At 74.2% G+C, this 24,453-nt stretch carries 22 protein-coding genes and 1 pseudogene; 8 read left to right on the forward strand and 15 right to left on the reverse strand.

What is annotated here, in order from left to right:
• Positions 1-23: 23 nt before the first annotated feature.
• Positions 24-1,154 (reverse strand): PP2C family protein-serine/threonine phosphatase, encoded by a 1,131-nt coding sequence (locus tag ACFY3U_RS20675; RefSeq protein WP_387203928.1) that lies wholly within the window; start codon positions 1,152-1,154, stop codon positions 24-26.
• A gap of 96 nt (positions 1,155-1,250) precedes the next feature.
• Here ACFY3U_RS20675 and ACFY3U_RS20680 point away from each other — a divergent pair, with 96 nt between their 5' ends.
• The gene (locus ACFY3U_RS20680; protein WP_387203931.1) at positions 1,251-1,760 is read left to right on the forward strand and encodes a MarR family winged helix-turn-helix transcriptional regulator; all 510 of its coding nucleotides are present in this window, start codon (positions 1,251-1,253) and stop codon (positions 1,758-1,760) included.
• A 22-nt stretch (positions 1,761-1,782) separates the two neighbouring features.
• Here ACFY3U_RS20680 and ACFY3U_RS20685 read toward each other — a convergent pair whose 3' ends face one another.
• The 3 genes from ACFY3U_RS20685 to ACFY3U_RS20695 form a co-directional block, all read right to left on the reverse strand.
• The gene (locus ACFY3U_RS20685) at positions 1,783-2,811 is read right to left on the reverse strand and encodes a B12-binding domain-containing protein (protein ID WP_387203934.1); all 1,029 of its coding nucleotides are present in this window, start codon (positions 2,809-2,811) and stop codon (positions 1,783-1,785) included.
• Complete coding sequence (locus tag ACFY3U_RS20690; protein WP_387203937.1) at positions 2,808-4,472, reverse strand: PP2C family protein-serine/threonine phosphatase; 1,665 nt, start codon at positions 4,470-4,472, stop codon at positions 2,808-2,810. The genes ACFY3U_RS20685 and ACFY3U_RS20690 overlap by 4 nt, the downstream gene beginning before the upstream one ends.
• Before the next feature lie 130 nt (positions 4,473-4,602).
• A complete protein-coding gene (locus tag ACFY3U_RS20695) occupies positions 4,603-5,865 on the reverse strand; it encodes an ROK family protein (protein ID WP_387203939.1) in 1,263 nt (420 codons plus the stop codon).
• A gap of 52 nt (positions 5,866-5,917) precedes the next feature.
• On the opposite strand from ACFY3U_RS20695, the gene xylA reads away from it, so the two are divergent.
• From xylA to ACFY3U_RS20710, 3 genes are all read left to right on the forward strand, one after another.
• A complete protein-coding gene (gene xylA, locus ACFY3U_RS20700) occupies positions 5,918-7,105 on the forward strand; it encodes a xylose isomerase (RefSeq protein ID WP_387203942.1) in 1,188 nt (395 codons plus the stop codon).
• 11 nt (positions 7,106-7,116) lie between these two features.
• Positions 7,117-8,610 carry a xylulokinase gene (gene xylB, locus ACFY3U_RS20705; protein WP_387203945.1) on the forward strand — a complete coding sequence of 498 codons (1,494 nt, stop codon included), beginning with the start codon at positions 7,117-7,119 and terminating at the stop codon, positions 8,608-8,610.
• Positions 8,611-8,688: 78 nt separating this feature from the next.
• On the forward strand, positions 8,689-10,101 hold the full coding sequence (locus ACFY3U_RS20710; protein ID WP_387203948.1) for an MFS transporter: 1,413 nt from the start codon (positions 8,689-8,691) through the stop codon (positions 10,099-10,101).
• Positions 10,102-10,482: 381 nt separating this feature from the next.
• Here ACFY3U_RS20710 and ACFY3U_RS20715 read toward each other — a convergent pair whose 3' ends face one another.
• The 5 genes from ACFY3U_RS20715 to ACFY3U_RS20735 all read right to left on the reverse strand — a co-directional run bounded on the left by ACFY3U_RS20715 (position 10,483) and on the right by ACFY3U_RS20735 (position 16,784).
• The gene (locus ACFY3U_RS20715; protein ID WP_387204241.1) at positions 10,483-12,138 is read right to left on the reverse strand and encodes an alpha-amylase family glycosyl hydrolase; all 1,656 of its coding nucleotides are present in this window, start codon (positions 12,136-12,138) and stop codon (positions 10,483-10,485) included.
• 43 nt (positions 12,139-12,181) lie between these two features.
• Positions 12,182-13,285, reverse strand: coding sequence for a LacI family DNA-binding transcriptional regulator (locus ACFY3U_RS20720; RefSeq protein ID WP_387203951.1), 1,104 nt, complete (start codon positions 13,283-13,285; stop codon positions 12,182-12,184).
• Between the two features lie 69 nt (positions 13,286-13,354).
• Positions 13,355-14,320, reverse strand: coding sequence for a carbohydrate ABC transporter permease (locus tag ACFY3U_RS20725; protein ID WP_387203953.1), 966 nt, complete (start codon positions 14,318-14,320; stop codon positions 13,355-13,357).
• A gap of 1 nt (position 14,321) precedes the next feature.
• On the reverse strand, positions 14,322-15,371 hold the full coding sequence (locus ACFY3U_RS20730; protein ID WP_387203956.1) for a carbohydrate ABC transporter permease: 1,050 nt from the start codon (positions 15,369-15,371) through the stop codon (positions 14,322-14,324).
• A gap of 72 nt (positions 15,372-15,443) precedes the next feature.
• Positions 15,444-16,784, reverse strand: coding sequence for an ABC transporter substrate-binding protein (locus tag ACFY3U_RS20735; protein WP_387203959.1), 1,341 nt, complete (start codon positions 16,782-16,784; stop codon positions 15,444-15,446).
• A gap of 306 nt (positions 16,785-17,090) precedes the next feature.
• Here ACFY3U_RS20735 and ACFY3U_RS20740 point away from each other — a divergent pair, with 306 nt between their 5' ends.
• A complete protein-coding gene (locus tag ACFY3U_RS20740; RefSeq protein WP_387203962.1) occupies positions 17,091-17,867 on the forward strand; it encodes a peptidoglycan DD-metalloendopeptidase family protein in 777 nt (258 codons plus the stop codon).
• A 41-nt stretch (positions 17,868-17,908) separates the two neighbouring features.
• Here the strand turns inward: ACFY3U_RS20740 and ACFY3U_RS20745 are convergent, their stop codons facing one another.
• The 5 genes and pseudogenes from ACFY3U_RS20745 to ACFY3U_RS20765 all read right to left on the reverse strand — a co-directional run bounded on the left by ACFY3U_RS20745 (position 17,909) and on the right by ACFY3U_RS20765 (position 20,373).
• Positions 17,909-18,403: a TspO/MBR family protein gene (locus tag ACFY3U_RS20745; protein ID WP_387203964.1), complete on the reverse strand. Its 495-nt coding sequence runs from the start codon at positions 18,401-18,403 to the stop codon at positions 17,909-17,911.
• A gap of 149 nt (positions 18,404-18,552) precedes the next feature.
• Positions 18,553-18,696, reverse strand: coding sequence for a GPGG-motif small membrane protein (locus ACFY3U_RS20750; RefSeq protein WP_018786997.1), 144 nt, complete (start codon positions 18,694-18,696; stop codon positions 18,553-18,555).
• Positions 18,687-19,461: pseudogene (locus ACFY3U_RS20755) on the reverse strand (metallophosphoesterase). Before ACFY3U_RS20755 ends, ACFY3U_RS20750 begins: the two are co-directional and overlap by 10 nt.
• 10 nt (positions 19,462-19,471) lie before the next feature.
• A complete protein-coding gene (locus ACFY3U_RS20760) occupies positions 19,472-19,681 on the reverse strand; it encodes a hypothetical protein (protein WP_387204244.1) in 210 nt (69 codons plus the stop codon).
• Positions 19,682-19,737: 56 nt separating this feature from the next.
• A complete protein-coding gene (locus ACFY3U_RS20765; protein WP_387204247.1) occupies positions 19,738-20,373 on the reverse strand; it encodes a nucleotidyltransferase in 636 nt (211 codons plus the stop codon).
• Positions 20,374-20,507: 134 nt separating this feature from the next.
• On the opposite strand from ACFY3U_RS20765, the gene ACFY3U_RS20770 reads away from it, so the two are divergent.
• Positions 20,508-21,329, forward strand: a complete 822-nt coding sequence (locus ACFY3U_RS20770) for a dTMP kinase (RefSeq protein ID WP_387203967.1) — start codon at positions 20,508-20,510, stop codon at positions 21,327-21,329.
• Here ACFY3U_RS20770 and ACFY3U_RS20775 read toward each other — a convergent pair.
• Positions 21,314-22,006 carry an SDR family NAD(P)-dependent oxidoreductase gene (locus tag ACFY3U_RS20775; RefSeq protein ID WP_387203969.1) on the reverse strand — a complete coding sequence of 231 codons (693 nt, stop codon included), beginning with the start codon at positions 22,004-22,006 and terminating at the stop codon, positions 21,314-21,316. The two genes, ACFY3U_RS20770 and ACFY3U_RS20775, sit on opposite strands and share 16 nt — an antisense overlap.
• Positions 22,007-22,165: 159 nt before the next feature.
• Between ACFY3U_RS20775 and ACFY3U_RS20780 the strand changes: the two genes are divergently transcribed.
• Positions 22,166-23,080 carry a MurR/RpiR family transcriptional regulator gene (locus ACFY3U_RS20780; RefSeq protein ID WP_387203971.1) on the forward strand — a complete coding sequence of 305 codons (915 nt, stop codon included), beginning with the start codon at positions 22,166-22,168 and terminating at the stop codon, positions 23,078-23,080.
• A complete protein-coding gene (gene murQ / locus ACFY3U_RS20785; RefSeq protein ID WP_387203974.1) occupies positions 23,077-24,063 on the forward strand; it encodes an N-acetylmuramic acid 6-phosphate etherase in 987 nt (328 codons plus the stop codon). The genes ACFY3U_RS20780 and murQ overlap by 4 nt, the downstream gene beginning before the upstream one ends.
• The last annotated feature ends 390 nt before the right edge of the window (positions 24,064-24,453 follow it).

Here is a 24,453-nt window from a genome sequence, read left to right on the forward strand (position 1 = left end):
TCAGCGCTGCGGGCCGGGAGCGCTCAGCGCTGCGGGCCGGTCCAGTCGAAGCAGACCACCACCGCGTCGTCGATCAGGTCGCCGGCCACGAACGCCCGCAGGTCGCCGATCAGTGAGCGGACGGCGTCCAGCGGCTGCATCGGGCCGGTCCGGCGCAGGAACCGGTCCAGCGCGGTCTCGCCGTACCGCACCTCGCCACCGGTCGCGTCGATCACGCCGTCGCTCACCACGAAGAGCCGGTCGCCCCGGCGCAGGGCGAACCGCTGCTCCCGGTAGTCGGTGGCCTCGAACATGCCGAGCGGGAACTGCTTGTCGAGCCGCTGCTCCTCGACCTCACCGTCGCGCAGCAGCACCAGGCGGGGGGAGCCGGCGTCGACCGCGGTCAGCTCGCCCGAGGCCAGGTCGAGCTCGAGCAGCAGGACCGACAGGTGCTGGGTCCCCCGGTGCACGGCGTAGATCGCCTGGTCGGCCAGGGCCGCCTGATCGGCCAGCGGCAGCCCGGCCCGGCGGGCGTTGCGCAGCGCGTGGGTGGCCAGCGCGGTGAGCATGGCGGCGGCCACCCCCTCGCCGTTGCCGTTGATCGTGGACAACCACAGCCGATCCCCGTCGTCGGACCAGTCGAAGCTGTCACCGCGCACCGCGTACGCCGGTTCCAGCTGCCCGGCCAGACTGAACGACGGCCGGATCCGGCTGCGGCCGGGCAGCATCTCCCACTGCATCTCGGCGGCGAGGGTGAGCCGCCGGCTGCGCCGGGCGGCCCGGTAGACGTCGGTGCCGGGGGTGACCGCGTCCAGTTCGTGCCCGAGCGCGTCGGCGACGCCGGCCAGCTCCCCGACCACCGCCGGGTCGGCCGGCGCCGGGCCGACCCGCAGCACGCCGCGCCGCTCGCCGCGCATGCCGACCGGCAGCCAGAGGACGCCGCCGGCCACCACCGGCTCCTGGTGGTCGAAGCAGCGCCAGGCCGGATGGCCCGGCCCGGTGAGCGGTTCCCCGCCGCCCAGCGGGAGCAGCTCGGACATCCGGTAGTCGACCTGAAACAGCTCCACGTCGGTGAGCGCGTAGCCGCGGGCCAGCTCGGCGCCGAGCCGGTCGAGCAGCTGATCGGCCGGGGCGTCGATCAGGGCCCGCCGGGCGCGGTCCGCCGCTGCACTCATCGTCACTCCTTCAGACGAGGCTGATGACCTGGTGGTACGGGTATCCTCAGCCCCACCATGGCCGAACAGAACGGTCCCCAGGGACCTCAGACGAGTATGGCCGCCGAGCTCGACGCCGCGGCGAGCGCCCTGCTGTCGATCTGGGAGGCGGCGCGGGAGAACACCACCAGCCGGCTCTCCGGCGCCCAGCTGCGTGCCGTGATGGTGGTCGAGCGGTACGACGGCATCAACCTGCGCCGGCTCGCCACCCTGCTGGACATGCTGCTCTCCTCCGCCAGCCGGCTCTGCGACCGGCTGGTCGCCGCCGGCATGCTGGAACGGGAGCCGGGCCGGCTGGACCGGCGGGAGATCTCCCTGCACCTGACTCCCGAGGCCCGGCGGTTGCTGACCGAGCTGCGGCAGGACCGCCAGGCGCGGCTGGCCGACGTGCTCGCCGGGATGAGCCCGGACGGCCGCGCGGCGCTGCTGCGGGGGATCGACGAGTTCGACCGGGTGGCCCGCCGGCGGGAGGACGCGGCGCGACCGCGGGCGGAGTGGCCGGCGGGCGTGCTGCCGTCGGCGCGGGGCGCCGCCCGGGACGACCCGTCGGTGGCCCGCTCGGCCTGACCGCCCCACCCGGGCACCGGTTTCACCCCGGCGGGTCGGCCAGGGCAGCCCGGGTCAGCCGCAGGTAGTCGCCGGAGTGCGGGTGCTCGGCCAGCGCGTCGGCGCAGCTGGCCAGCACCGCGTCCAGCACCGGCCGGCCACCACGGGCGGTGAACACCTCCGCCTGCCACCCGGCGTACTCCACCAGCAGGCTCGGGTCGCCGACCCGGATCGCCGCGGCCAGCGCGTCGACCAGGTGCGCGACCGCGCCGGCAAGCTCCTCGGCCCGGTCCTCGGGCGGGTCGACGTCCCGCAGCGCCAGCCGGACGATCTCGGGCCGGCGGCGCAGCACGGCCACGTACTCGTCGGCGTCCGCCCGGGGCGGCGGGCCGGTGTGCGCCGCGGCGTGCAGCGGGCCGTCGAGCAGCCGGGCGGCGTCCCGGGCGGACGCGCCCCAGGCCGCGGCCCCGACCGCCGGCGCCCAGCGGCCGTCCACCCCGAAGCCCGGGCCGCCGGCGACCACCGGCACCCCGGCGGCCCGGCAGGCCTCGATCATCCGCCCGGCGCGGACCAGCCGGCCGGGCTGCACGCAACTGAGCAGCACCGCGTCCGGCCCGGTCTGGTGCAGGTAGGAGACCAGGTGCCGGGCGGGCACGCTGGCGCCCAGGAAGACCACCCGCCACCCCTCGGCGCGGACCACCTCGGTGACGATCCGGGCGGCCAGCGCGTGCCACTCACCCTCGACGCAGGCCACCACCACCTGCCCGCGATCGGCCGGGCGGGTGATCCGTCCGGCCACCGCCCCGGTCACCAGCTCGCCGACGTGCGTGGCGGCGTGCTCCTGGGCGACGCTCCAGCGGCCGGTCAGCCAGCGCTCCCCGACCTCCCGTTGGGCGACCGCGACCAGGTCGACCAGCACGTCGGCGACCGAGCAGCCGGCGTCCAGCAGGCCCAGCGCGAGCCGGATCGCGGCGTCGGCGTCGGCCCGGTCCAGGTGCCCGAGGTACGCCTGAACGGTGGCCGGGTCGATCCGTGGCACGGTGGCGGTGGGCCGCGGCTCGTCCCCGGTCATGCCCGATCCGCCGAGAGCACGAGCATCGCGATGTCGTCGTGCCCCTGCCCGTCCAGCCACTCGTCCACCAGCTGCAGCAGCCGGTCGACCACCGCGCTCGGCGGCAGCCCGGCCACCGAGGCGAGCGCCCGGTGCAGCCGGGCCTCGCCGAACATCTCCGCCGCCGCCGGGCCGCCGCGCGCCTCGGTCACCCCGTCGGTGTACGCCACCAGCAGCTCACCCGGCCCGAGCCGGAGCTCCGCCTCGACGAAGCGGGCGTCGGTGAACGCCCCCACCGGCATCCCGCCGACCGGCACCGGCTCGATGCCGCCGTCCGGGCGGACCAGCAGCGGGGACGGGTGGCCACCGCCGGCGATCCGGACGTGCGCCCCGCCGTCCGGGTGCGGGGACACCGCGCCCAGCAGCAGGGTGGTGAACTGGCTGCGCCGCGCGGCGTCGGGCGCGTCGAACAGCGCCCGGTTCAGCAGCCGGATCAGCTCCAGCGGGCGCTGCTCGACCAGCCGGAGGGTCTGCAACGACTGGCGGACCCGCCCGGTCAGCACGGCCGCGCCGACGCCCTTGCCGCAGACGTCGCCGAGGGCGAACAGGCCACCCGAGTTGGTCGGGAAGACCTCGTAGAAGTCCCCGCCGATGCGCAGGCTGTCGCCGGCCGCGCGGTAGCCGCCGGCCAGCGTGACGTCCGGCAGCGGCGGGAGCTCGGGCGGCAGCAGGCTCTGCTGGAGCACCCGGGCCAGGTGGGCCTGCTCGCCGTAGAGCTCGGCGGTGGCCACGGCGGCGCCGGCCCGGGCGGCGAACTCCCGGGCCAGCTCGATGTCGCGCTGGTCGAAGCCGGCCCGCTCGGCCCGCCGGACGAGGACCAGCGCCCCCGCCGGGCCGCCGGCGCTCACCATCGGGCTGACCAGCACGGTGCCGGGGCGACCGAAGTCGGCCGCCAGCACGGCGCCCAGATCGGCGAGCTCCGCGTCGAGCCAGGGCGTCGGGTCGGTGGGGTCGCCGTCGAGCGCCTCCGCCAGCCCGGGTACGGCGCCGGTCAGGTCCCAGGAGGCGGTGCCGGTGAGCGGGGCGGGGTCGCCGTCGGCGTACCGGATCCAGTGCGGCAGGTCCGGGGCGGGCGGGGGCGGCAGGTGCACGACCAGCGCGGCGTCGGCAAGGTACGGCACCGGCAGGGTGGCGGTCGTGCGCAGCGTCTGCTCGCGGTGCAGGGACAGCCCCAGCCGGCTGCCCGCCTGGGCCAGGAAGGCGGTGCGGGAGCGCTCGGCCAGCAGCGCGTCGGTGCGGGTCCGCTCCTCGGTGACGTCCCGGACGTACCAGGCGCAGCGGCCGGCGGCGAGCCGGCGTCGGACGCCCCGCAGCCGGCGGCCGTGGTGTTCGGCGTCGAAGGTGTCGGCGCCCTCGGCGACCGCGCGGGACAGCGCCGGCACGGCCCCGCCGGACAGCTCGGTGCCCGGGGTCAGCTCGGGGAGCAGCTCCCCGGCCATGGCGTTGACCAGGGTCACCACCCCGCGGTGGTCGGCGGTCACCACGGCCTCGGCCAACCCGTCCAGCAGCTCGCGGGCGAGCCGTGAGTCGGCGGGCAGCGCGGGCGCGACGGCCGGGCGGCGGGACAGCCGTCCGGCGCCGCTGACCGGGCCGGCCTGCCCGCCCCGGCGGGTGGAGGTCACCGCCGGTCGCCGGGTGTGGCGGCCTGTCGACCTGTGGGCATGCTGGTGGCGCACTCCTCGGCTGGGGATCATTGCCTCGGGGAAAGCGTACCGACGCCGACCGACGATCGCCCAGGGAGGAAGTCGGGGGTCACCTCGCCCGGGCCAGCCAACCGGACGGTCGGGCGATGATCCGGCGGACCACCGCGCCGGCGCCGCCGACCGCGGCCGACGCGGGGCCGAGCGCCGCGGCGCGCACCTCCACGGGCGACCAGGCGGCGGTGAGCACTCGGTCGGCGAGCTCCGCGAGCACCGGCGGGCGCAGCCAGTCGGCGAGGGTGGCGTAGCTGCCGCCGAGGACCACGGTGTCCAGATCGAGCAGGTTGACCACGCCGGCGACCGCCACCCCGAGCGCGGTGCCGGCGGAGCGCAGCGCGGCGAGCGTCGCGGGGTCGCCCGCCACGGCCAGGTCGGCCAGCCGCCGGGCCGCGGTGTCCGCCGGCAGGTTCGCGCCGGCCAGCCCGGCCGCCGCCAGGATGGCCTCCTGCCCGGCGTACGTCTCCAGGCAGCCGCGCGCGCCGCAGCGGCAGGTCGGCCCGGCCGGATCCACCGGTACGTGACCGAGCTCGCCGCTCCAGCCCCGGGCACCCCGGAACAGCACCCCGTCGAGCACGATCCCGGCGCCGACCCCGATCTCGCCCGAGACGTGCAGGAAGCTGCGCGGCCGGGTGGGGCCGGCGTGCAGCTCGCCGAGGGCGGCCAGGTTCGCCTCGTTCTCCACCACCAGCGCGGGCACCCCGTCGACCGCGGTGGTGGGCAGCGGGCGACCGGCCAGCAGCGCGGGCACGTCCACGTCCCGCCAGCCGAGGTTGGGCGCGAGCCGGACCAGCCCGCGGGCGTCGACCAGGCCCGGCACCGCCAGGGTGGCGCCGGCCAGGGTGAGGCCGTCCCGGGCCGCCGCGGCGCCGGCCCGGTCGGCCAGGGCGGCCAGCCGGGCGAGCGCGTCGGCGGGGGAGACCGGGCGCAGGTCGGCCCGGGCCACCTCGTGGTGCCTCACCGCGCCGGCCAGGTCGACCACGTAGGCGGCGAGGTAGTCGACGTTGACCTCCAGGCCGAGCCCGGCCGGGCCGTCGGGGGAGAGCAGCAGGCCCCGGGCGGGCCGTCCCGCGCCGGCCCGGGGCGCCGGTTCGGCCTCGGTCACCAGCCGGCCGCCGAGCAGGTCGTCCACGACGGCCGAGACGGTGGCCCGGGTGAGGCCGGTCTGCGCGGCGAGGTCGGCCCGGGAGGGAGCCCTTTGGGCGTCGGCGATCCGGCCCAGCACCACGGCGAGGTTGAGCTCGCGCAGGCTGCCCTGCCGGACCGCGCCGGCGGCCTGGGTGTCGGTCACCTCTTGACACTGCCATACCACCGCCATTTAATTCAATCACTGAACTAATTGCGGACGACACCACCTCCGGAGGTTCGCCATGGCGCCCCGTCCCACCCCCGCCGACAAGTTCTCCTTCGGTCTCTGGACGGTGGGCTGGCAGGCCCGCGACCCGTTCGGCGACGCCACCCGACCCGAGCTGGACGCGGTCGAGGCGGTGCACCGGCTCGCCGAGCTCGGCGCGTACGGGATCACCTTCCACGACGACGACCTGATCCCCTTCGGCGCGGACGCGGCCACCCGGGACGCCCGGCTGACCCGGTTCCGCAAGGCCCTCGACGAGACCGGGCTGGTCGTCCCGATGGTCACCACCAACCTGTTCACCCACCCGGTGTTCAAGGACGGCGGCTTCACCAGCAACGACCGCGACGTCCGGCGGTACGCGCTGCGCAAGGTGCTGCGCAACGTCGACCTCGCCGCAGAGCTGGGCGCGCGCACCTTCGTCATCTGGGGCGGCCGGGAGGGCTCCGAGTACGACCTGGCCAAGGACGTCCAGGCGGCGCTGGAGCGCTACCGGGAGGCCGTGGACCTGCTCTGCCAGTACGTCGTCGATCAGGGGTACGACCTGCGCTTCGCGCTGGAGCCCAAGCCGAACGAGCCGCGCGGCGACATCCTGCTGCCCACGGTCGGGCACGCGCTGGCCTTCATCTCCACCCTGGCCCGGCCCGAGCTGGTCGGCCTCAACCCGGAGGTCGGCCACGAGCAGATGGCCGGTCTCAACTACGCCCACGGCATCGCCCAGGCGCTCTGGCAGGGCAAGCTGTTCCACCTCGACCTCAACGGCCAGCGGGGCATCAAGTACGACCAGGACCTGGTCTTCGGCCACGGTGACCTGATGAACGCGTTCGCCCTGGTCGACCTGCTGGAGCACGGCGGCCCGAACGGCGGCCCGGCGTACGACGGGCCGCGGCACTTCGACTACAAGCCCTCCCGCACCGAGGACATCGCCGGGGTGTGGGCGTCGGCCGAGGCGAACATGGCCACGTACCTGCTGCTCAAGGAGCGGGCCGCGGCGTTCCGGGCCGACCCGGAGGTGGCCGAGGCGCTAGCCGCGAGCAAGGTCGGCGAGCTGGCCACGCCCACCCTGAACCCGGGGGAGGGGCACCCCGAGCTGCTCGCCGACGAGTCCGCGTTCGAGCGGTTCGACCCCGAGGCGGCCGGCGAGCGGGGCTACGGCTTCGTCCGGCTCAACCAGCTCGCCGTCGAGCACCTGCTCGGCGCGCGCTGAGGCGGGGCGCCATGCCGCTGGTCGCCGGGGTGGACTCGTCCACCCAGTCGTGCAAGGTCGTGATCCGGGACGCGCGCACCGGCGCGCTGGTCCGGCAGGGCCGGGCACCGCACCCGGACGGCACCGAGGTGCACCCGGACGCCTGGTGGGACGCCCTGCGTTCGGCGGTCCAGGCGGCCGGCGGGTTGGCCGACGTGGCGGCGGTGTCGGTCGCCGGCCAGCAGCACGGGATGGTCTGCCTGGACGACGAGGGCGCCGTGGTCCGCCCGGCGCTGCTGTGGAACGACACCCGGTCCGCGGGCGCCGCCGCCGAGCTGATCGAGGAGGCCGGCGGCGGCGAGGCCGGCCGGCGGTTCTGGTCGGCCGCGGTCGGGCTGGTGCCGGTGGCCAGCTTCACCGCGACCAAGCTGCGCTGGCTGGCTCGCAACGAGCCGGCGAACGCCGCCCGGGTGGCCGCGGTCTGCCTGCCGCACGACTGGCTGACCTGGCGGCTGGCCGGCGCGCCCGGCCTGGCCGCGCTGCGCACCGACCGCAGCGACGCCAGCGGCACCGGCTACTGGTCGCCGCACACCGACCAGTACCGCCCTGACCTGCTGGAACGGGCGTTCGGCCGGGTGCCGCGGGTGCCCACCGTGCTCGGCCCGGCCGAGCCGGCCGGCGCACTCGACCCCCGCGCGCTGACCGGGGCTGGCGACGCCGGACCCGGCCCCGCGCCGGACGACGCCGGGCCCGGCGTCCCGGCGGGCGGTGGCGGCGTGTTGCTCGGGCCCGGTGCCGGGGACAATGCCGCGGCCGCGTTGGGGGTGGGCGCCGGCCCCGGTGACGTGGTGGTCTCGCTCGGCACCTCCGGCACCGTGTTCGCGGTGGCGGACGCGCCGGCCGCCGACCCGGGTGGCGCGGTCGCCGGTTTCGCCGACGCGAGCGGCCGGTTCCTGCCGCTGGTCTGCACCCTGAACGCGGCCCGGGTGCTGGACGCCGCGGCGGCGCTGCTCGGCGTGGACCTGGACCGGCTCTCCGAGCTGGCGCTCGCCGCCCCGCCCGGTGCGGACGGGCTGGTGATGGTCCCCTACCTGGAGGGGGAGCGCACCCCGGACCGGCCACTGGCCACCGGCGCGCTGCACGGGCTGACGCTCGGCACCTCGACCCCGGCGCACCTGGCCCGGGCCGCCGTGGAGGGGATGCTCTGCGCGCTCGCCGACGGGCTGGACGCGCTCGTCGCGCAGGGGGCCGAGGTGCGGCGGGTGATCCTGGTCGGCGGTGGGGCCCGGTCGGCCGCGGTGCGTCGGATCGCGCCGCAGGTCTTCGGCCGCCCGGTGGTCGTGCCGCCGACGGGGGAGTACGTCGCCGACGGCGCCGCCCGCCAGGCCGCCTGGGTCGCCCTGGGCGGCGCGACGCCGCCGGACTGGGCGGTCACCGACACCGAGGAGTACGCCGCGGAGCCCGTCCCCGCGATCCGGGACCGGTACGCCGCCGCCCGCGACCACACCGTCGACCGACTCCGGTAGCCGGTGGTGCGGGCGGCCGGTCCCGCCGAGGGGTGGGCCGGTCACCGCCGCGTCACGGGCGCCTGATTGGCTGCCGGCATGACCAGCACCCGGACCTTCCGGCGCGGGAACGCGGCGCACCGGTTCTACAGCGTCGTGGTCTTCGTCGTGCTCGCCTCGCTGGACAACGTGGCGATCGGCCTGGTCCCACCGCTGTACGGGCCGATCTCCGGTGCGCTGGGCGTGTCCCAGCGGTTGCTGGGCCTGGTCACCGCGGTCAGCTTCCTGGTCAGCGCGGTGGCCGCGGTGGCCTGGGCGTACGTCGGCGACCGGACCGACCGCAAGCCGCTGCTGATGGTCGGCACGCTGATCTGGGCGGCGGGCACCGGCGGCAGCGCGCTGGCCGACGGGTATGCGACGTTCCTGGCCGCGCAGCTGGTCGCCGCGATCGGGCTCGGCGCGGTCGGGTCGGTGGGCTTCTCGGTGGTCACCGACCTGATCTCGCCCCGCCGCCGGGGTCTGGTGATGAGCTTCTGGGGGCTGTCCCAGGGGGTGGGCACGCTCGCCGGCACGCTGACCGGTGGCATCCTCGGCGCCACCGACTGGCGGCGGCCGTTCCTGCTGCTCAGCGTGGTCGGGCTGGCCGCGACGGTGGCCTACCTGTTCACGTACGACATCCCGCGCGGGCGCAGCGAGCCGGAGCTGGCCCGGGCGCTGGACGCCGGCGCCGAGTACGACTACCGGATCAGCCGCGCGGACCTGCCCCGGATCCTGGCCCGGCGGACCAATTTGTGGCTGATCCTGCAGGGGCTCACCGCGCAGGCGGCGTTCGGCTCGCTGGTCTGGCTGCCGGTGCTCTTCTCCGAGCGGGCCCGGGCGCAGGGCTACTCGCCGGCCACCGCCGTGGTGGTGGGCAGCGTCTTCGCCACCCTGTTCCAGCTCGGCGGGGTGCTGTCCATCGTGGGCGGGCTGGCCGGCGACGCGCTGCAGCGGCGTACCCCGCGGGGGCGGGCGCTGGTAGCGGCGGTGGGCATCCTCGCGGCCGTGCCGTTCTACCTGGTGCTGTTCCTGGTCCCGGTGCGGATCACGGTGCCGGACGGTGCCGGGTCGGCGGCGGTGATCCGGGCCGTGCTGGCCAGCGTGCTGACCGAGCCGACGGTCGGGCTGAGCCTGCTCGCCGCCGTCGTCGCGCTGGCGTTGACCTCGGCGAACTCGCCGAACTGGTTCGCCCTGCTCGCCGACGTCAACCCACCCGAGCACCGGGGCACCGTGTACAGCCTGGGCAACCTGGTCAACGGGGTGGGCCGGGCCACCGGGAACGGGCTGGTCGGGGTGGCCTTCCACGGGTTGCGGGCGGCCTTCCCGCCGCCGCTGAACTTCGCGGTGGGGCTGGCCGCGTTCCAGCTCTTCTTCATCCCGACCGGGCTGATGTACTGGTTGGCGTCGCGCACCTCACCGGGCGACATCGAGGCGGTGCACGACCTGCTGCACGCCCGCGCCGACCGCCTCTGACCCGGGCCGGTCGGTGGCGAGCGTCGACTCGGGGAGCCGGGTGGCCCGTTGGCGTGGTGCCTCCGGCCGGCGGCGCGCGGGGTGGGCGGGTCCCGGCGGAATCGCGGCCGAGTCCGGCCCAACTGGTGCGCGTCCTTTGGACCTGATGACGTAAACGACTCGGACACCGCCTTGGCAACAGCTGACGACGATGCTCGGGGCGCCGGCGGCCACCGGCGGGACGGGCTACGAGCTGATTCGTTTACGACATCAGCTCCAAAGGCAGTCCGCGAGGTGGTCCGCTTTGCGTGCCCGGGGCACGGTGGGGTCGTCGCAGAGCAGTCGACGGACCGGGCCGGCCCTGCGGCGACGCAGCAGGGCCGGCCCGGTGTCCGTCGTCGGTCAGCCGCGGACCCAGACCGTCACGTCGGTCGGCACCCGGCCGTCGGCGTCCAGCGGGGCGCTGCTGTGCACCACCTCGCCCGTCGGCGCCGGCACCGCCGCTGTGCCGAAGTTGGTCAGCACGGTCAGCCCGGCGTTGCGGAACGCCAGCACCTCGTCGCCGGTGGAGAGCCACTCCAGGGTGCCCCGGCCCAGGCCGTGCTCGCGGCGCAGGCCGAGCGCGGTCCGGTACATCTCGTACGTCGAGCCGGCCACCCCGCGCTGGCGGTCGAGGGCGTACTCGGCCCACAGCGGCGGCTGCGGCAGCCAGCTGGCGTCGGTCGGGCCGAAGCCGTACGACGGGGCGTCGGCCTCCCACGGGATGGGGACCCGGCAGCCGTCCCGGCCGCGCTCGGTGTGCCCGCTGCGCTCCCAGGTCGGGTCCTGCCGGGCCTCGTCCGGCAGCGAGGTGTGCTCCGGCAGGCCCAGCTCCTCGCCCTGGAAGAGGTAGGCGGAGCCGGGCAGCGCCAGCATCAGCAGGGTGGCGGCCCGGGCCCGGCGCAGGCCGAGCGCGGCGTCCGGCTGCGGGTCGCCGATGCCGATGCCGTTCGGTCGAGGGGTGCCGATCGGCAGCCCCAGCCGGGAGGCGTGCCGCACCACGTCGTGGTTGGACAGCACCCAGGTGGTCGGCGCGCCGACCGCGTCGGTGGCCTCCAGCGAGCGGGTGACCACCGCGTACTGGGCCGGGGCGGTCCACGAGGCGAGCAGGTACTCGAAGTTGAACGCCTGGTGCATCTCGTCGGGCCGGACGTACCGGGCCAGCCGCTCGGCCGGCTCCACCCAGGCCTCGGCGACCAGGATCCGCTGGCCGCCGTACTCCTCGAGCACCCGGCGCCAATCCCGGTAGATCTCGTGCACGCCCTCCTGGTCCCACATCGGCGGGCGGGGTTTGTCCACCTCGTTGCCGGAGAGGATCTCCTGCGGCTCCTGCCAGTTGGCCAGGTCGGCCTGCTTGATCAGGCCGTGCGCCACGTCCACCCGGAAGCCGTCCACGCCGCGGTCCAGCCAGAACCGCAGCACGTCCAGGAACTCCGCGCGGACCTCGGGGTTGTCCCAGTTCAGGTCGGGCTGGCCGGTGTCGAACAGGTGCAGGTACCACTGGCCGTCGGGCACCCGGGTCCAGGCCGGGCCGCCGAAGACGCTCTGCCAGTCGTTCGGCGGCTCGGCGCCGTCCGGGCCGAGACCGTCGCGGAAGACGTACCGGTTGCGCTCCGTGCTGCCGGGGGCCGCGGCGAGCGCCGCGACGAACCAGGCGTGCGCCGACGAGGTGTGGTTCGGCACCAGGTCGACGATCACCTTCAGCCCGCGGTCGTGGGCGTCGGCGATCAGCTTGTCGGCGTCCTCCAGCCGACCGAACAGCGGGTCGACGTCGCGGTAGTCGGCCACGTCGTACCCGGCGTCGGCCTGCGGCGACGGGTAGAACGGCGACAGCCACACCGCGTCGACGCCCAGCTCGGCGAGGTGGCCCAACCGGGCGGTGATGCCGGGCAGGTCGCCGATGCCGTCGCCGTCGGAGTCGGCGAAGGAGCGCGGATAGATCTGGTAGATGACGGCCTCGGTCCACCACCGGGTCGGCACGCCCCCGGCCTGGTCCTGCTGCGTCGCGTCGGTGTTCAGCGTCTTCTCCCTGTGTCGAGCCGGTGCGGGCGGTCGAGTCCGTTCAGTGTGCCCGGGGCGGCGCGGTCGATTCACGCACCACCAGTCGAGTGGGCAGGATCACCGGGTCGTCGGGCGGGTCGCCGTCGCTCCCGCCGCGCGGCCCGGGCACCCCCCGGGGGTACGCTCCGGCGCCGCGCCCGCCCGCGCCCGCCGGCGCGGTCGGCGGCCAGGCCGCGAGCGGGTCGAGCAGCAGCCGGGCGGCGAGTCGCCCCTGCTCGGCGGCCGGCTGGGCGATGGTGCTCAGCCCGAGCACGCCGGCCAGGTCGTGGTCGTCCACGCCGATGACGCTGACGTCCTGCGGCACCCGCAGGCCGGCGTCGCGCAGCGCGGTCATCGCCCCCATCGCCATCTCGTCGCAGGCGGCGAAGATCGCGGTCGGCGGCTCACCCCGGGCCAGCAGCTCCGCGGTGGCCCGGGTGCCGCCGTCGATGCTGAACTGCGACTCCACGTCCAGGCTGGGGTCCAGCCGCAGGCCGGCCGAGCGCAGCGCGTCCTGGTAGCCGCGCCGACGGTCCAGGTGGGTGGTGAAGGCCAGCTCGTCGTCCGGGTCACCCGAGATGTGGGCGATCCGCCGGTGACCCAGGTCGAGCAGGTGCCGGGTGGCCGTGCGAGCGGCCGCCACGTCGTCGATCCGGACGCACGGCCAGCCGGGCACCACCGTGCCCGAGCTGATCGTGATGCCGGGCAGGTCCAGGGTGGCCAGCGCGGTCAGGTCGGCCGGCCGCAGCGGGGTGGCGACCAGCATGATCCCGTCCACCCGCTTGTGCAGGTTCGCGGTGCGCAGCACCCGCTGCCGGACCTGCTCGCGGCCGCCGAGGTTGTACAGCAGCAGGTCGTACCCGGACTGGTGGAGGAAGTCCTCGACCGCCTCGACGACGGTGCCGAAGAACCACCGGGTGATCCGCGGGACCACCACGGCCACCGTGCCGGTCCGCCCGCCGGCCAGCCGGGACGCGCTCGGCGAGACCGCGTACTCCAGTTGCTCGGCGGCGGCGAGCACCCGGCGGCGCGTCGCGGCCGAGACGGTCGGCAGCCCGCGCAGCGCGCGGGAGACCGTGGCGGTGGACACCCCGGCGAGCCGGGCCACGTCGTCGATCCTGGTCACGCCCACCCCCGCTCCGGCGCCGGCGGTACGCCGCCGCCCGGGTGGACCCGGGCGGCGGCGGCACGCGGGTCAGCCCTTGACGCTGCCGGCGAGGAGACCCCGCACGAAGAAGCGCTGCAGGGAGAGGAACACGATAAGCGGTACGACGATCGACACGAACGCCCCGGAGGTCAGTCGCTGCCAGTCGCTGCCCCGGGTGCCGGCCAGCTCGGCCAGCCGGACGGTGAGCGGGGCGGTCTCGTTGCCGCCCCCGGCGAAGATCAGCGCGACCAGCAGGTCGTTCCAGACCCAGAGGAACTGGAAGATGCCGAACGCGGCGAGCGCCGGGGTGATCAGCGGCAGCACGATGGTGCGGAAGATCCGCGGGTGGGTGGCGCCGTCGACCCGGGCCGCCTCCATCAGGTCCCCGGGCAGCTGCGAGATGAAGTTGTGCAGCAGGAACACCGCGAAGGGCAGCGCGAAGCAGGTGTGCGCGAACCACACCTGGGCGAACTTCTGCTCGTCGACCAGGTCCCAGGCGGGCAGCACCTGGATCCCGGCGATGCTGACGCCGGTGGAGAAGAACTTCAGCAGCGGCACCAGGGCCATCTGCAGCGGGACGATCTGCAGCGCGAAGATCGCGATGTAGAGCCAGTCCCGGCCGCGGAAGTTCATCCAGGCCAGCGCGTACGCGGCGAGCGAGGCGAAGGCCAGCGGGAACAGCACCGAGGGGATGGTGATCGCCAGCGAGTTGATGAAGTAGCTGGCCAGCTGCCCCGACGAGGCGGACTGCCCGAAGAGCACGTCCTGGTAGTTCTCCAGGGTGAACTGCGGGTTGGTGAAGAACGTCCACCAGCCGGTCGTCTTGATCTGCTCCGCGGGGCGGATCGAGGAGATCAGCAGGCCGAAGGTGGGTACGGTCCAGAGCACCGCGATGAGGATCGAGACCAGCGTCGCGGTACGGCTGTTCAGCCGCCGGCGTACCCGGCCGGCGGTCGTGGTGGTCCGCCCGGTGGCCTGGGTGCCGGTCGGGACGGTGGGGGTGGCGGTGCTCATCTCAGCCCTCCCGCTGCTGACGCAGGTTGCGGATCTGGTAGATCACGATCGGGATGACCAGCACGAAGAGGAAGACCGCCAGCGCGGAGCCCTGCCCGTTCTGGCCGTACCGGAACGCCTGGTTGTACATCTCGTTGGCGATCACGCTGGTGTCGTAGTTGCCGTTGGTGGCGGTGCGGACGATGTCGAAGACCTTGAGGGTGGCGATCGACAGCGTCACCACGACCACGATCAGCGCCGGTCGGATGCTGGGCAGGGTGATCTGCCGGAACATCTGCCACGGGGTCACCCCGTCGAGCCGGGCGGCCTCGACGATGTCGGCCGGGATGGCCTTGATGGCGGCGGAGAGCACCACCATCGCGAAGCCGGCCTGGATCCACACCATGATCACGATGAGCAGCAGGGTGTTCAGCGGGGATTCCAGCAGCCACTGCTTGGGCTCGCCGCCCAGGCTGACCACGATCTGGTTGAGCAGGCCGATCTGGTCCTGCCCGTCGCCGCGGTAGGCGTAGACGAACTTCCAGATGATGCTGGCGCCGACGAACGAGATCGCCATCGGCAGGAAGATCAGTGACTTGGCGATCGCCTCGAACCGGGCCTTGTCCACCAGGACGGCGTAGAGCAGGCCGAACGAGGTGGCCACCAGCGGGACCAGCAGCACCCAGACCAGCGTGTTGACCAGCACCCGGACGATCGAGTCCTCGGAGAACATCCAGCCGTAGTTGCGCAGCCCGACCCAGTGCGTGCTGTTGCCGTCCATCAGGGACAGCAGCGTGGTGCGGATCGCGGGGACGACCAGGCCGACGAGGAGCAGCAGCACCGCGGGCAGCAGGAAGAAGAACGCGAACACGCCGTCGCGCGACTTGCGGCGCCGGGGCAGCGGGGCCCCGGTGTCCACGGCGGCCACCAGTTGGGCCTCACGGCGGCGGGCGAACCAGGCCGGCACCACGTCGAGGAGGAGGAGCAGACCGCCCACCACCGCGACGAAGGCGATCAGCCCGTACATCAGCATGAGGAACTTGGGCTGTTCCTCGGCGAAGTCGAACTCCATCGACCCTCCTCAAGGGTTCGTTCGTCCTCGGCGGTGTCCGGCCCGCGCCGGCGGGCCGGACACCGCCTCAGCTCACTTCCAGCTACCCTCGATGCCGTTCAGGACGGTCGTGGTGTCCTTGCCGTTGATCCAGTCGACCATGCCCTTCCAGAAGGTGCCCGCGCCGACCGCGGCCGGCATCAGGTCGGAACCGTCGAACCGGAACACGGTCTTCGGGTCCTGCAGGATCTTCACGGAGAGCTGGTCCACCGGGTTCGGCACGTTGGCGATCTCGAGCTTCTTGTTCGCCGACACCCAGTCGCCGATCTTCGCGCGGCTGTTGGCGTACTCGCCGGAGGCCAGGTAGGTCTGCACCGCCTGGACCTCGGGACGGTCGGCGAAGGCCGCGACGAACTCGCCGCCGCCCAGCACCGGCTTGCCCTTGGTCGCGTCGATGGCCGGGAAGTAGAACGCGAAGACGTCGCCGTCCTCGGCCACCTTGGTGCCCTTCGGCCACTGGTTGGCGTAGAAGGACGCCTGGCGGTGCAGGGCGCACTTGCCGTTGAGGATCGGCGTGCCGGCCTCCTGGAAGGAGGTGGTGGCGATGCTCTTCACGCCGCCGAAGCCACCGTTGACGTACTTCTCGTTCTTCAGGATGGTGCCGGCCCGGTTGACCGCGTCGGCGACCTTCGGGTCGTTGAACGGGATGCCGTGGGTGGTCCACTGGTCGTAGACGTCGGGGCCCGCCGTACGCAGCAGCACGTCCTCGATCCAGTCGGTGGCCGGCCAGCCGGTGGCGTCACCGGACTCGATGCCGGCGCACCAGGGCTTGGTGCCGCTGGCCGCGATCTGGTCGGAGAGCTTGATCAGCTCGTCCCAGGTGGTGGGGACCTTCCAGCCCTTCTCCGTGAAGGTCTTGGGCGAGTACCACACGAACGACTTCACGTTCGAGCCCAGCGGGGCGCCGTAGAACTGGCCGTTGACGGTGCTGTACTTCAGCCAGTCGGGCGAGTAGTTCTGATCGGCCATGGCCTTGGTGTCGGCGCCGGCCGGCTTGAGCTTGCCCGAGTCGACGAACCGCTTGAGCAGGCCCGGCTGCGGGATGAAGGCCAGGTCGGGGGCGTTGCCGCCGTCCACCTTGACGCCGAGCTGGGCCTCGAACTCGCCGGAGCCCTCGTGGTCGATCTTGATGCCCGTGCAGTCCTCGAACTGCTTCCAGGACTGCGCGAGGCGGTCGGCCTCGATGTCCCGGATGGACGAGTAGATGGTGACCTTCTTGCCGTCGTGGCCCTGGTACTTCTCGTATGCCGCGCACTCGGGCTTGCTCGCGCTGTCGCTCTTCTTGTCGTTGCCGGTGCCGCAGGCGGTGGCGCCGAGCGCCAGCCCCAGGACGCCGGCGATCGCGAGAGCCTGGCGTGATCTGGCAAACGCCATGCCGATCTCCTTCCTTGCCGGCGCGTCAACGGGTGGGGGCCCGGCGCCGGTCCGATGGTCGTGAGGACATGTAAGCGCTTGCATGTGCCCGGGTCCACCCCTGGGCGGACACGGCCCGGTAACAATCCCGAAACCCGCTCACCGGCCGTGGGCGCGCTCCCACGCTCCGCAGGTCGAACGGCTGCCGACCGGGCGTCGAACGGCGGGCGATCCGCCGCCGAACGGTGGGTCGACCCGCTTCCGGTCGACCGGAATCTCTGCCAGGCTGGGCAGTCGGATCGATCGACATCGCATCGGAGGAAGCAAATGCGTTCCAGGTGGTGGAGGCTGGCCGGCGCCGCCCTGCTCACGGCGGGGGCGCTGGTGGTGCCGGCGACCCCGGCACTGGCGGCGCCGGCGTTCAAGGTGCCGTTCCCGTGCGGCCAGTCCTGGTCCGGGCAGACCCGCGCCGACCACAGCCCGCCGTACGCGATCGACCTGAACCGCACCGACGACCTCGGCGACCCGGTGGTGGCCAGCGCGCCGGGCACCGTCGACCGGGTCACCGACCTCGGCGGCACCAGCTACGGCAGGTACGTCCGGATCGACCACGGCGGCGGCTGGACCACCTACTACGCGCACCTCGACGGCTTCAACGTCAGCGTCGGGCAGAGCGTCGGCTACGGCCAGGTGATCGGCCGGGTGGGCAGCACCGGCGGCTCCACCGGGCCGCACCTGCACTACGAGCAGCGCCTGAACGGCAACGACGTCCAGGCCCGGTTCAACGGCACGCTCGCCCTCTACTGGGGGACCAGGACGTACACCAGCGACAACGGGTGCTCCGGCGCCACCGGCTCGGGGACGGTGAACACCGCCGGGGCCGACCTGACCGTCCGCTCCGGCCCGGGCACCGGGTACGCAGCGGTCGGCTCGGTGGCCGACGGCGCCCGGGTCACCATCTACTGCCAGACCAGCGGCACCACGGTCACCGGCACCTACGGCACCAGCTCGATCTGGGACCGGATCGGCACCGGGCGCTACGTCGCCGACGCGTACGTGCTCACCGGCCACGACGGCTATCTGCCGAACGTGCCGCGCTGCTGAACCGGGGTCGGGGCCCGCCCGCCGGGCCCCGACCCGGGCCGTCAGCTGTTCAGCTGCCAGATCGAGAAGTTCAGCGCGGCGGCGAAGGTGACCCAGGCCCAGTAGGGCAGCATCAGCAGCGTCGCCGGGCGGGAGATCCGCCGGAACAGCGCCACGGTCACCCCGATGGCGAGCCACATCAGCAGGATCTCGGCGAACGCCAGACCGTACCGGCCGGCGCCGAAGAAGAGCGGGGTCCAGATCGCGTTCAACACCAGCTGCGCGCACCAGGCCCAGACGGCGGGGCCGAAGCCCACCCGCCGCCAGACCAGCCAGCCGGCGACCGCGATCAGCGCGTAGAGCAGCGTCCAGACCGGGCCGAACAGCCACGACGGGGGCGCCCAGCCGGGCTGGCGCAGGTCGGCGTACTCGTCGGCGGTGCCGCTGACGCCCAGCCCGCCGAGCGCCGCGGCGGCCGCCACGGCCGCGCCGAAGCCGAGCAGCGCCCACCAGGTACGCGCGCCGCGGGTGCGCCGGGCGCTCCGAGTCGTCTCCATGGTCGAGAGGTTTCCACCGGCGCGGACCGGCAAACCGGTCGGCGGAACGCAGAGCGCCGGGGTCGTCGCATCCGGGGGTCTCCTGTCTGGGAGGACGGAGATCCCGGCTTCGACGACCCCGGCGGGTCCGGTGATCGAACTGGTGTCGGTTAACTGAAGATGCTGACACCACCCGGGCCGACCAACAGGCCGACCACGATGAGGACGATGCCCCACAGGATCTGCCGGCGGAACAGCGCGAGGATGCCGGCGACCACGAGTACGACTGCGAGAATCCAGAGAATCAGCTCCATGGCGGCTGAATACCCGGGTGTCCGATCCCGAAAACCTGCTTCTCAGTCGATTTGATCACCGAGGTGGAAGACGCTGTAGGCCTGCTTGATCACGGGGTGGGCGACGTTGCGGACGCGTACCCCGCCCGGGGTCGTGCCCCGCTCGCTGCCGGCGTGCGCGTGCCCGTGCAGGGCGAGCGCGGTGGGCGCCGAGTCGATCGCCTGACCCAGTTGGTACGACCCGAGGAACGGATAGATCTCCAGCGGCTCGCCGGCCAGCGTGTCGGGCACCGGGGAGTAGTGGGTGAGCGCCACCAACAGGTCGCAGTCGAGCCCGCGCAGCGCCTCGCCCAGCGCGTCCGCGCTGGCCCGGGTGGTGCCGACGAACGCCTTCATCTCCGGCTCGCCGAAGTCGCTGGCGCAGCGGCCGGCGAAGCCACCGCCGAAGCCCTTCACCCCGGCCACGCCGAGCCGGCCGCCGGCGCACTCCAGCACCGTGCCGGTGCCCTCCAGCACGGTGATCCCCGCGTCCTTGAGCACCTTGACCACCTGCGGCACCTGGTCGCACTGGTGGTCGTGGTTGCCCAGCACGGTGATCACCGGCACGCCGAGCCCGCCGAACTCCTGCGCCACGCAGCGCGCCTCGGCCTCGGTGCCGTGCCGGGTCAGGTCGCCGGCGAGCAGCAGCACGTCGGCGCAGTCGGGCAGCTCCTCCAGGGCCGGCCGGAACCGGCCGACCACGTCCTCGTCCAGGTGCACGTCGCCGACGGCGGCGATCCGGATCATCGGGCCCTCCTCACGGCAGCTCCTCCACCTGGGTCGGCGCCTGCGCCCTGATCACCCCGATGTCGCTGGTCACCGGGGTGTCGGGGAAGCGTTCGGCGACCCGACGCAGGATCTCCTCCCGCCGGTGCGGGCTCTCCACCTCGCCGTAGAGGACCAGGCCGCGCTCCTTGCGGACCACCGTGATGCCCTGCTCGGCGACCTCCGGGTCCTCGGCGAGCATCCGGTGGATCTCCGCCTCGACGTACTCGTCGGGCGGGCCGGCGGCGCTCTGCTCCGTCACGGTCTCTCCTCTCCCTCGGGGGTGCGCGCGTACGGCACCGGCATGCCGGCGTACGGGACCACGTCGAGCCGGTCCAGCAGCACCAGGAACGCCTCCGCGTACGGCGAGTGCTCCGTCTCCTTCCGTACCCGTTCCCAGTCGATCTGTTCCCGCAGCGAGCGGGCCAGCGGCAGGCCGCGGGCGAAGTCGCAGTAGTGCTGGGAGAAGCTCAGCAGCTTGTGCACCATCAGCCGGGTGGCGGACAGCACCGGCAACTGGATCGCGTCAACCGAGCGGACCACCGTGTCGTCGAACGTCTCGTGGGTCACCGGGGTCTCGATCGGGCGGTGGATGAGGTCCACCATGCGGCCCTCGTCGTAGACCTTGACCAGCCAGTCCTCCGGCGGCCGCTCGGCGGTGAAGCCCTCGGCCACCAGCGCCTCGAGGGTCCGCTCAACGTCCTCCTCGCGGAGCAGGAAGTCCACGTCGTGCTCGCTGGAGTGGCCGCCGTGCGCGTACACGGCGAAGCTGCCGCCGAGCGCGAAGGGGATGTCGTTCTGCTTGAGCACCGCGGCCACCCGTTTGAGGGTGTGCAGCAGGCTCTCGTCCCCGCGCTCGGCCATCTGGTTCTCCCGTCGGTGAAAGGCGGACAGGCGGTGGGAAATGACGTTGCGTACCCGGCCGGTCCGTGACCCACACCTCGGCCGGCCGGCCGCTTCCCCCAGTCGAGCACGAACGCGGACGAACCGGCCGGGTACCCGGGCGCGGGTCGGATAATCTGTGCAGGGTGGCCAGAGCGGAGCGGGCGACCGGTGACAGGGCCCGACTGCGCCGGGTGGCACTGATCGGCATCGACGGATCGGGCAAGACCACCCAGGCGCACCGGCTCGCCGGGGCGCTCACCGCCGCCGGCCGGCCGGCCACCTACCACCGCAACGCCGGCGGTCGGCGCTGGCTCGGTCGACTGGCCCACCGGCTCGGTCGCCCGGACGCGCAGCGCCTGCTCGGCCGGGACGGCCTGCTGGTGCTGGAGTCGGCGCTGCGCTGGCTGGCCATCGCCGCGGCCCTGCTGAGCTGCCTGGTCACCGGGCGTACCGCGGTGATGGACCGCTACGCCGCCTGCCAGTACGCCAGCATTCGGGCGCACGGCGGGCAGCGCTGGGAGCGGCTGGCCCGGGCCGGCTACCGGATCTTCCCGCGCCCGCAGGTCACCTTCCTGCTCAGCCTGGACCCGGCCGAGGCGTACCGGCGGATCGAGCGGCGCGGCGACGACCACGAGACGATGGGCTGGCTGACCGCCGCCGACGCGGCGTACCGGTCGCTGCCGGAGTATCCGAGCTTCGTGCTGGTCGACGCCGCCGCCGCGCCGGACGAGGTGGCCCGCCTTATCGAGGCCCACCTGGCCGGCTGGCTGCCGGCCACCGCCACCGGGCCGTCCGACGAACCCACGGATCCCCGGCCGTCCACCGACCCCGGCCCGTCCGCCGCGTCCGCGGCCCACACCGGCCCCGGCCCGTCCGCCGCGTCCGCGGCCCACACCGGCCCCGGCCCGTCCGACGGGCCGGCGTCCCCCACCGGCTCCCGGCCGGCGCTTCAGGCCCTGCCGTAGACCGGCACGGCGGCGCCGCTGGTCGGTGCCGACTCGTCCGAGGCGAGGAAGCGCACCACCGGGGCGATCTCCGCGGGGTCGACCCAGCGGTCATGGTCCGCCCCGGGCTGCGCGGCCCGGTTCGCCGGGGTGTCGATCACGCTGGGCAGCACCGTGTTGCAGCGCACCCCGACGCCGCGGTACTCGACCGCGACCGCGTTGGCGAAGGCGAGCACCGCGGCCTTGGCCGTGGCGTAGCCGGCCGAGCCCGGGAAGGGCGCCAGCGCCGCCCGGGCCGACACGCAGACCACCGCGCCGCCGCCGGCCGCGATCAGCCGCGGCAGGGCCGCCTGGGTGACCAGGTAGGTGGGCCGCAGGTTGATCGCCAGCATCCGCTCGAACTCCTCGACCGGGGTCTCGTGCACCTTGCCGCCGCTGGCGTACCCGCCGACCAGGTTGACCACGGCGCGCAGCGGCGCCGCCGGGTCGCCGGCGGCCAGCTCGACCGCGCGGGCCACCCCGGCCGGGTCCATCAGGTCCGCGGTCAGCCGGACCTCGTCCCGACCCGCCGGCCGCGCCCCGGGCCCGCTCTCCCGCCCGGGTACGACCACCCGCCACCCCGCCTGCGTGAAGGCGGCGGTGACCGCCCCGCCGAGCCCGCCGGTGCCGCCGGTTACCAGCACGGTCCGTTCCGCCATGCGGCCCACCGTATCCCGCCCGATCCGAGCTGGCCGGACGAGGCGCGCCGACCCATGCGGTGGCAGTCTGTGCCGGGGGCGCGCGGCGGCGGGGGATACTTCTGTCGGATGGGCGTGGTCATGGTTGACGCTCGGGACTCGTGAAAGTAAGTTTCATCCGTGGCGAAGAGTCCGAAGATTTCTGCGAGTCACGAGGCTGGTGGACTGATCGTCCACATCAGTGGCCTGCTGCCGTCGCTGTCGCCCGCCGAGCAGCGGGTGGCCCGGCTGGTCGTGGCCGACCCGGCCGACGCCGCCCGCCGGACGATCACCGACCTCGCCACCGCCGCCGAGACCTCCGAGGCCACCGTCATCCGGTTCTGCCGCTCGGTCGGCATGACCGGCTACCCCCAGCTGCGGATCCGGCTGGCCGCCGAGGCGGGCCGCCGGGTGGAGCCGCCGGACGCCCGGGTGGTGGGCGGCGACATCCCGCCCGGCGCCGACCTGGCGCAGATCATCGCCACCATCGCGTTCAACGACGCCCGCGCCGTCGAGGAGACCGCCGAGCAGCTCGACCCGGCGGTCTGCGAGCAGGTGGTGGAGGCCCTGGTCGCGGCCGGCCGGATCGACGTCTACGGCGCCGGCGCCAGCGGCTTCGTCGCCTCCGACTTCCAGCAGAAGCTGCACCGCATCGGCCGGATCGCGTTCTACTTCCCGGACGTGCACACCGCGCTCACCTCGGCCGCGCTGCTCGGCCGGGGCGACGTCGCGGTCGGCATCTCGCACACCGGCACCACCTCCGACGTGATCGAGGTGCTCGAGCGGGCCCGGTCCCGGGGCGCGGCGACCGTGGCGCTGACCAACTTCCCGCGCTCGCCGATCACCGAGGTGGCCGACTTCGTGCTCACCACGGCGGCCCGCGAGACGACGTACCGGTCCGGCGCGATGGCCAGCCGGCTGGCCCAGCTCACCGTGATCGACTGCCTCTTCGTCGGGGTGGCGGCCCGCAACCGGGCCCGCGCCCGCCGCGCGCTGGAGGCGACCGCCGAGGCCGTGCAGAGCCGCCGGGTCGGTCCCGGCCGGAGGCGGGGATGACCGGCGGCCGGGCCGGGTCGGAGGAAGCGGTGCGGCAGCGGGCCGCCGGGGAGCCGGCGGAGACCGGGCCCGACCAGCGGCCGACCGTACGGGTGGGGGCGCCAACCGAGCGGCGCAACCCGCACAGCGTTGACCTCGACCTGATGTCGACCCGGGACGTGCTCGGCGTGATCAACGACGCCGACCGGCGGGTGCCGGCCGCGGTCGCCGCCGTGCTCGACGAGATCGCGGCCACCGTCGACCTGGCCGTGACGGCGCTGCGCGGCGGCCACCGGGTGCACTACTTCGGGGCCGGCACCTCCGGCCGGCTGGGCGTGCTGGACGCCGCCGAGCTGGCGCCCACGTTCAACTCCCCGCGGGACTGGTTCTGCGCCCACCTCGCCGGCGGCCCGGACGCGGTGTGGCGCGCCGTCGAGGACGCCGAGGACGACGAGCGCGCCGGCGCCGCCGAGGCCACCGACTGCGTACGCCCCGGCGACCTGGTGGTCGGGCTGGCCGCCAGCGGGCGCACCCCGTACGTCCTGGGGGCACTCGCCGCGGCCCGGGCCCGGGGCGCCTCGACGGCGCTGCTGTGCGCGAACCCGGAGGCACCGGCCGCGGCGGCGGTCGACGTGTTCATCGGGGTGGACACCGGACCCGAGGTGGTCACCGGGTCGACCCGGATGAAGGCGGGCACCGCGCAGAAGCTGGTGCTGAACACCTTCTCCACGGCCGTGATGGTGCGGCTCGGCCGGGTCTACTCCAACCTGATGATCGACATGGTGGCCACCAACGCCAAGCTCCGCGGCCGGATGATCTCGATCCTGGTGGAGGCGACCGGCTGCTCCGAGGAGGTCGCCCGGCGGGCCCTGCACGAGGCCGACGGTGACCTCAAGCCGGCGCTGGTCTCACTGGTCTCCGGCGCCGGGGTCGGCGACGCCCGGGCCGCCCTGCTGCGCTCGGCGCACCAGGTGCGCGGCGCGCTCGCCCTGCTCGCCTCCTGACCCACCCGGCGAGGGTGACGGGAAACACCCCGGGGACGGGACGTCGACCACGCTCGCGGATTGTTGTCGAGGGCGTGGGGTAATCAAATCCCCATGGATGAACCGACCGGCCCGAGGGTGCGTATCCGACAGTGAGCGGGATCGCAGCCAGGCGGTGACGAGGGTCGCTGTGTTCTTGGGGCACGCAGTGGTGCGATGCCCCCGGAGCGGACGACGAATCCTCGCTTCACCAGCTCGTTCGACATTCCGGACGGCGAGGCGCCGACCGGGGTGCTGACAGCAAACATGGACCGGGCGTACAGCTGATACTCAGGCATTCGTGACACTTTCGACTCACCACATGGAATCCCCGACACGTCTCAACTGTTGTGCAGATGTCAGCACCGACGG

It is taken from the genome of Micromonospora sp. NPDC000089 (genome assembly GCF_042899365.1).
Taxonomy (GTDB): Bacteria; Actinomycetota; Actinomycetes; order Mycobacteriales; family Micromonosporaceae; genus Micromonospora.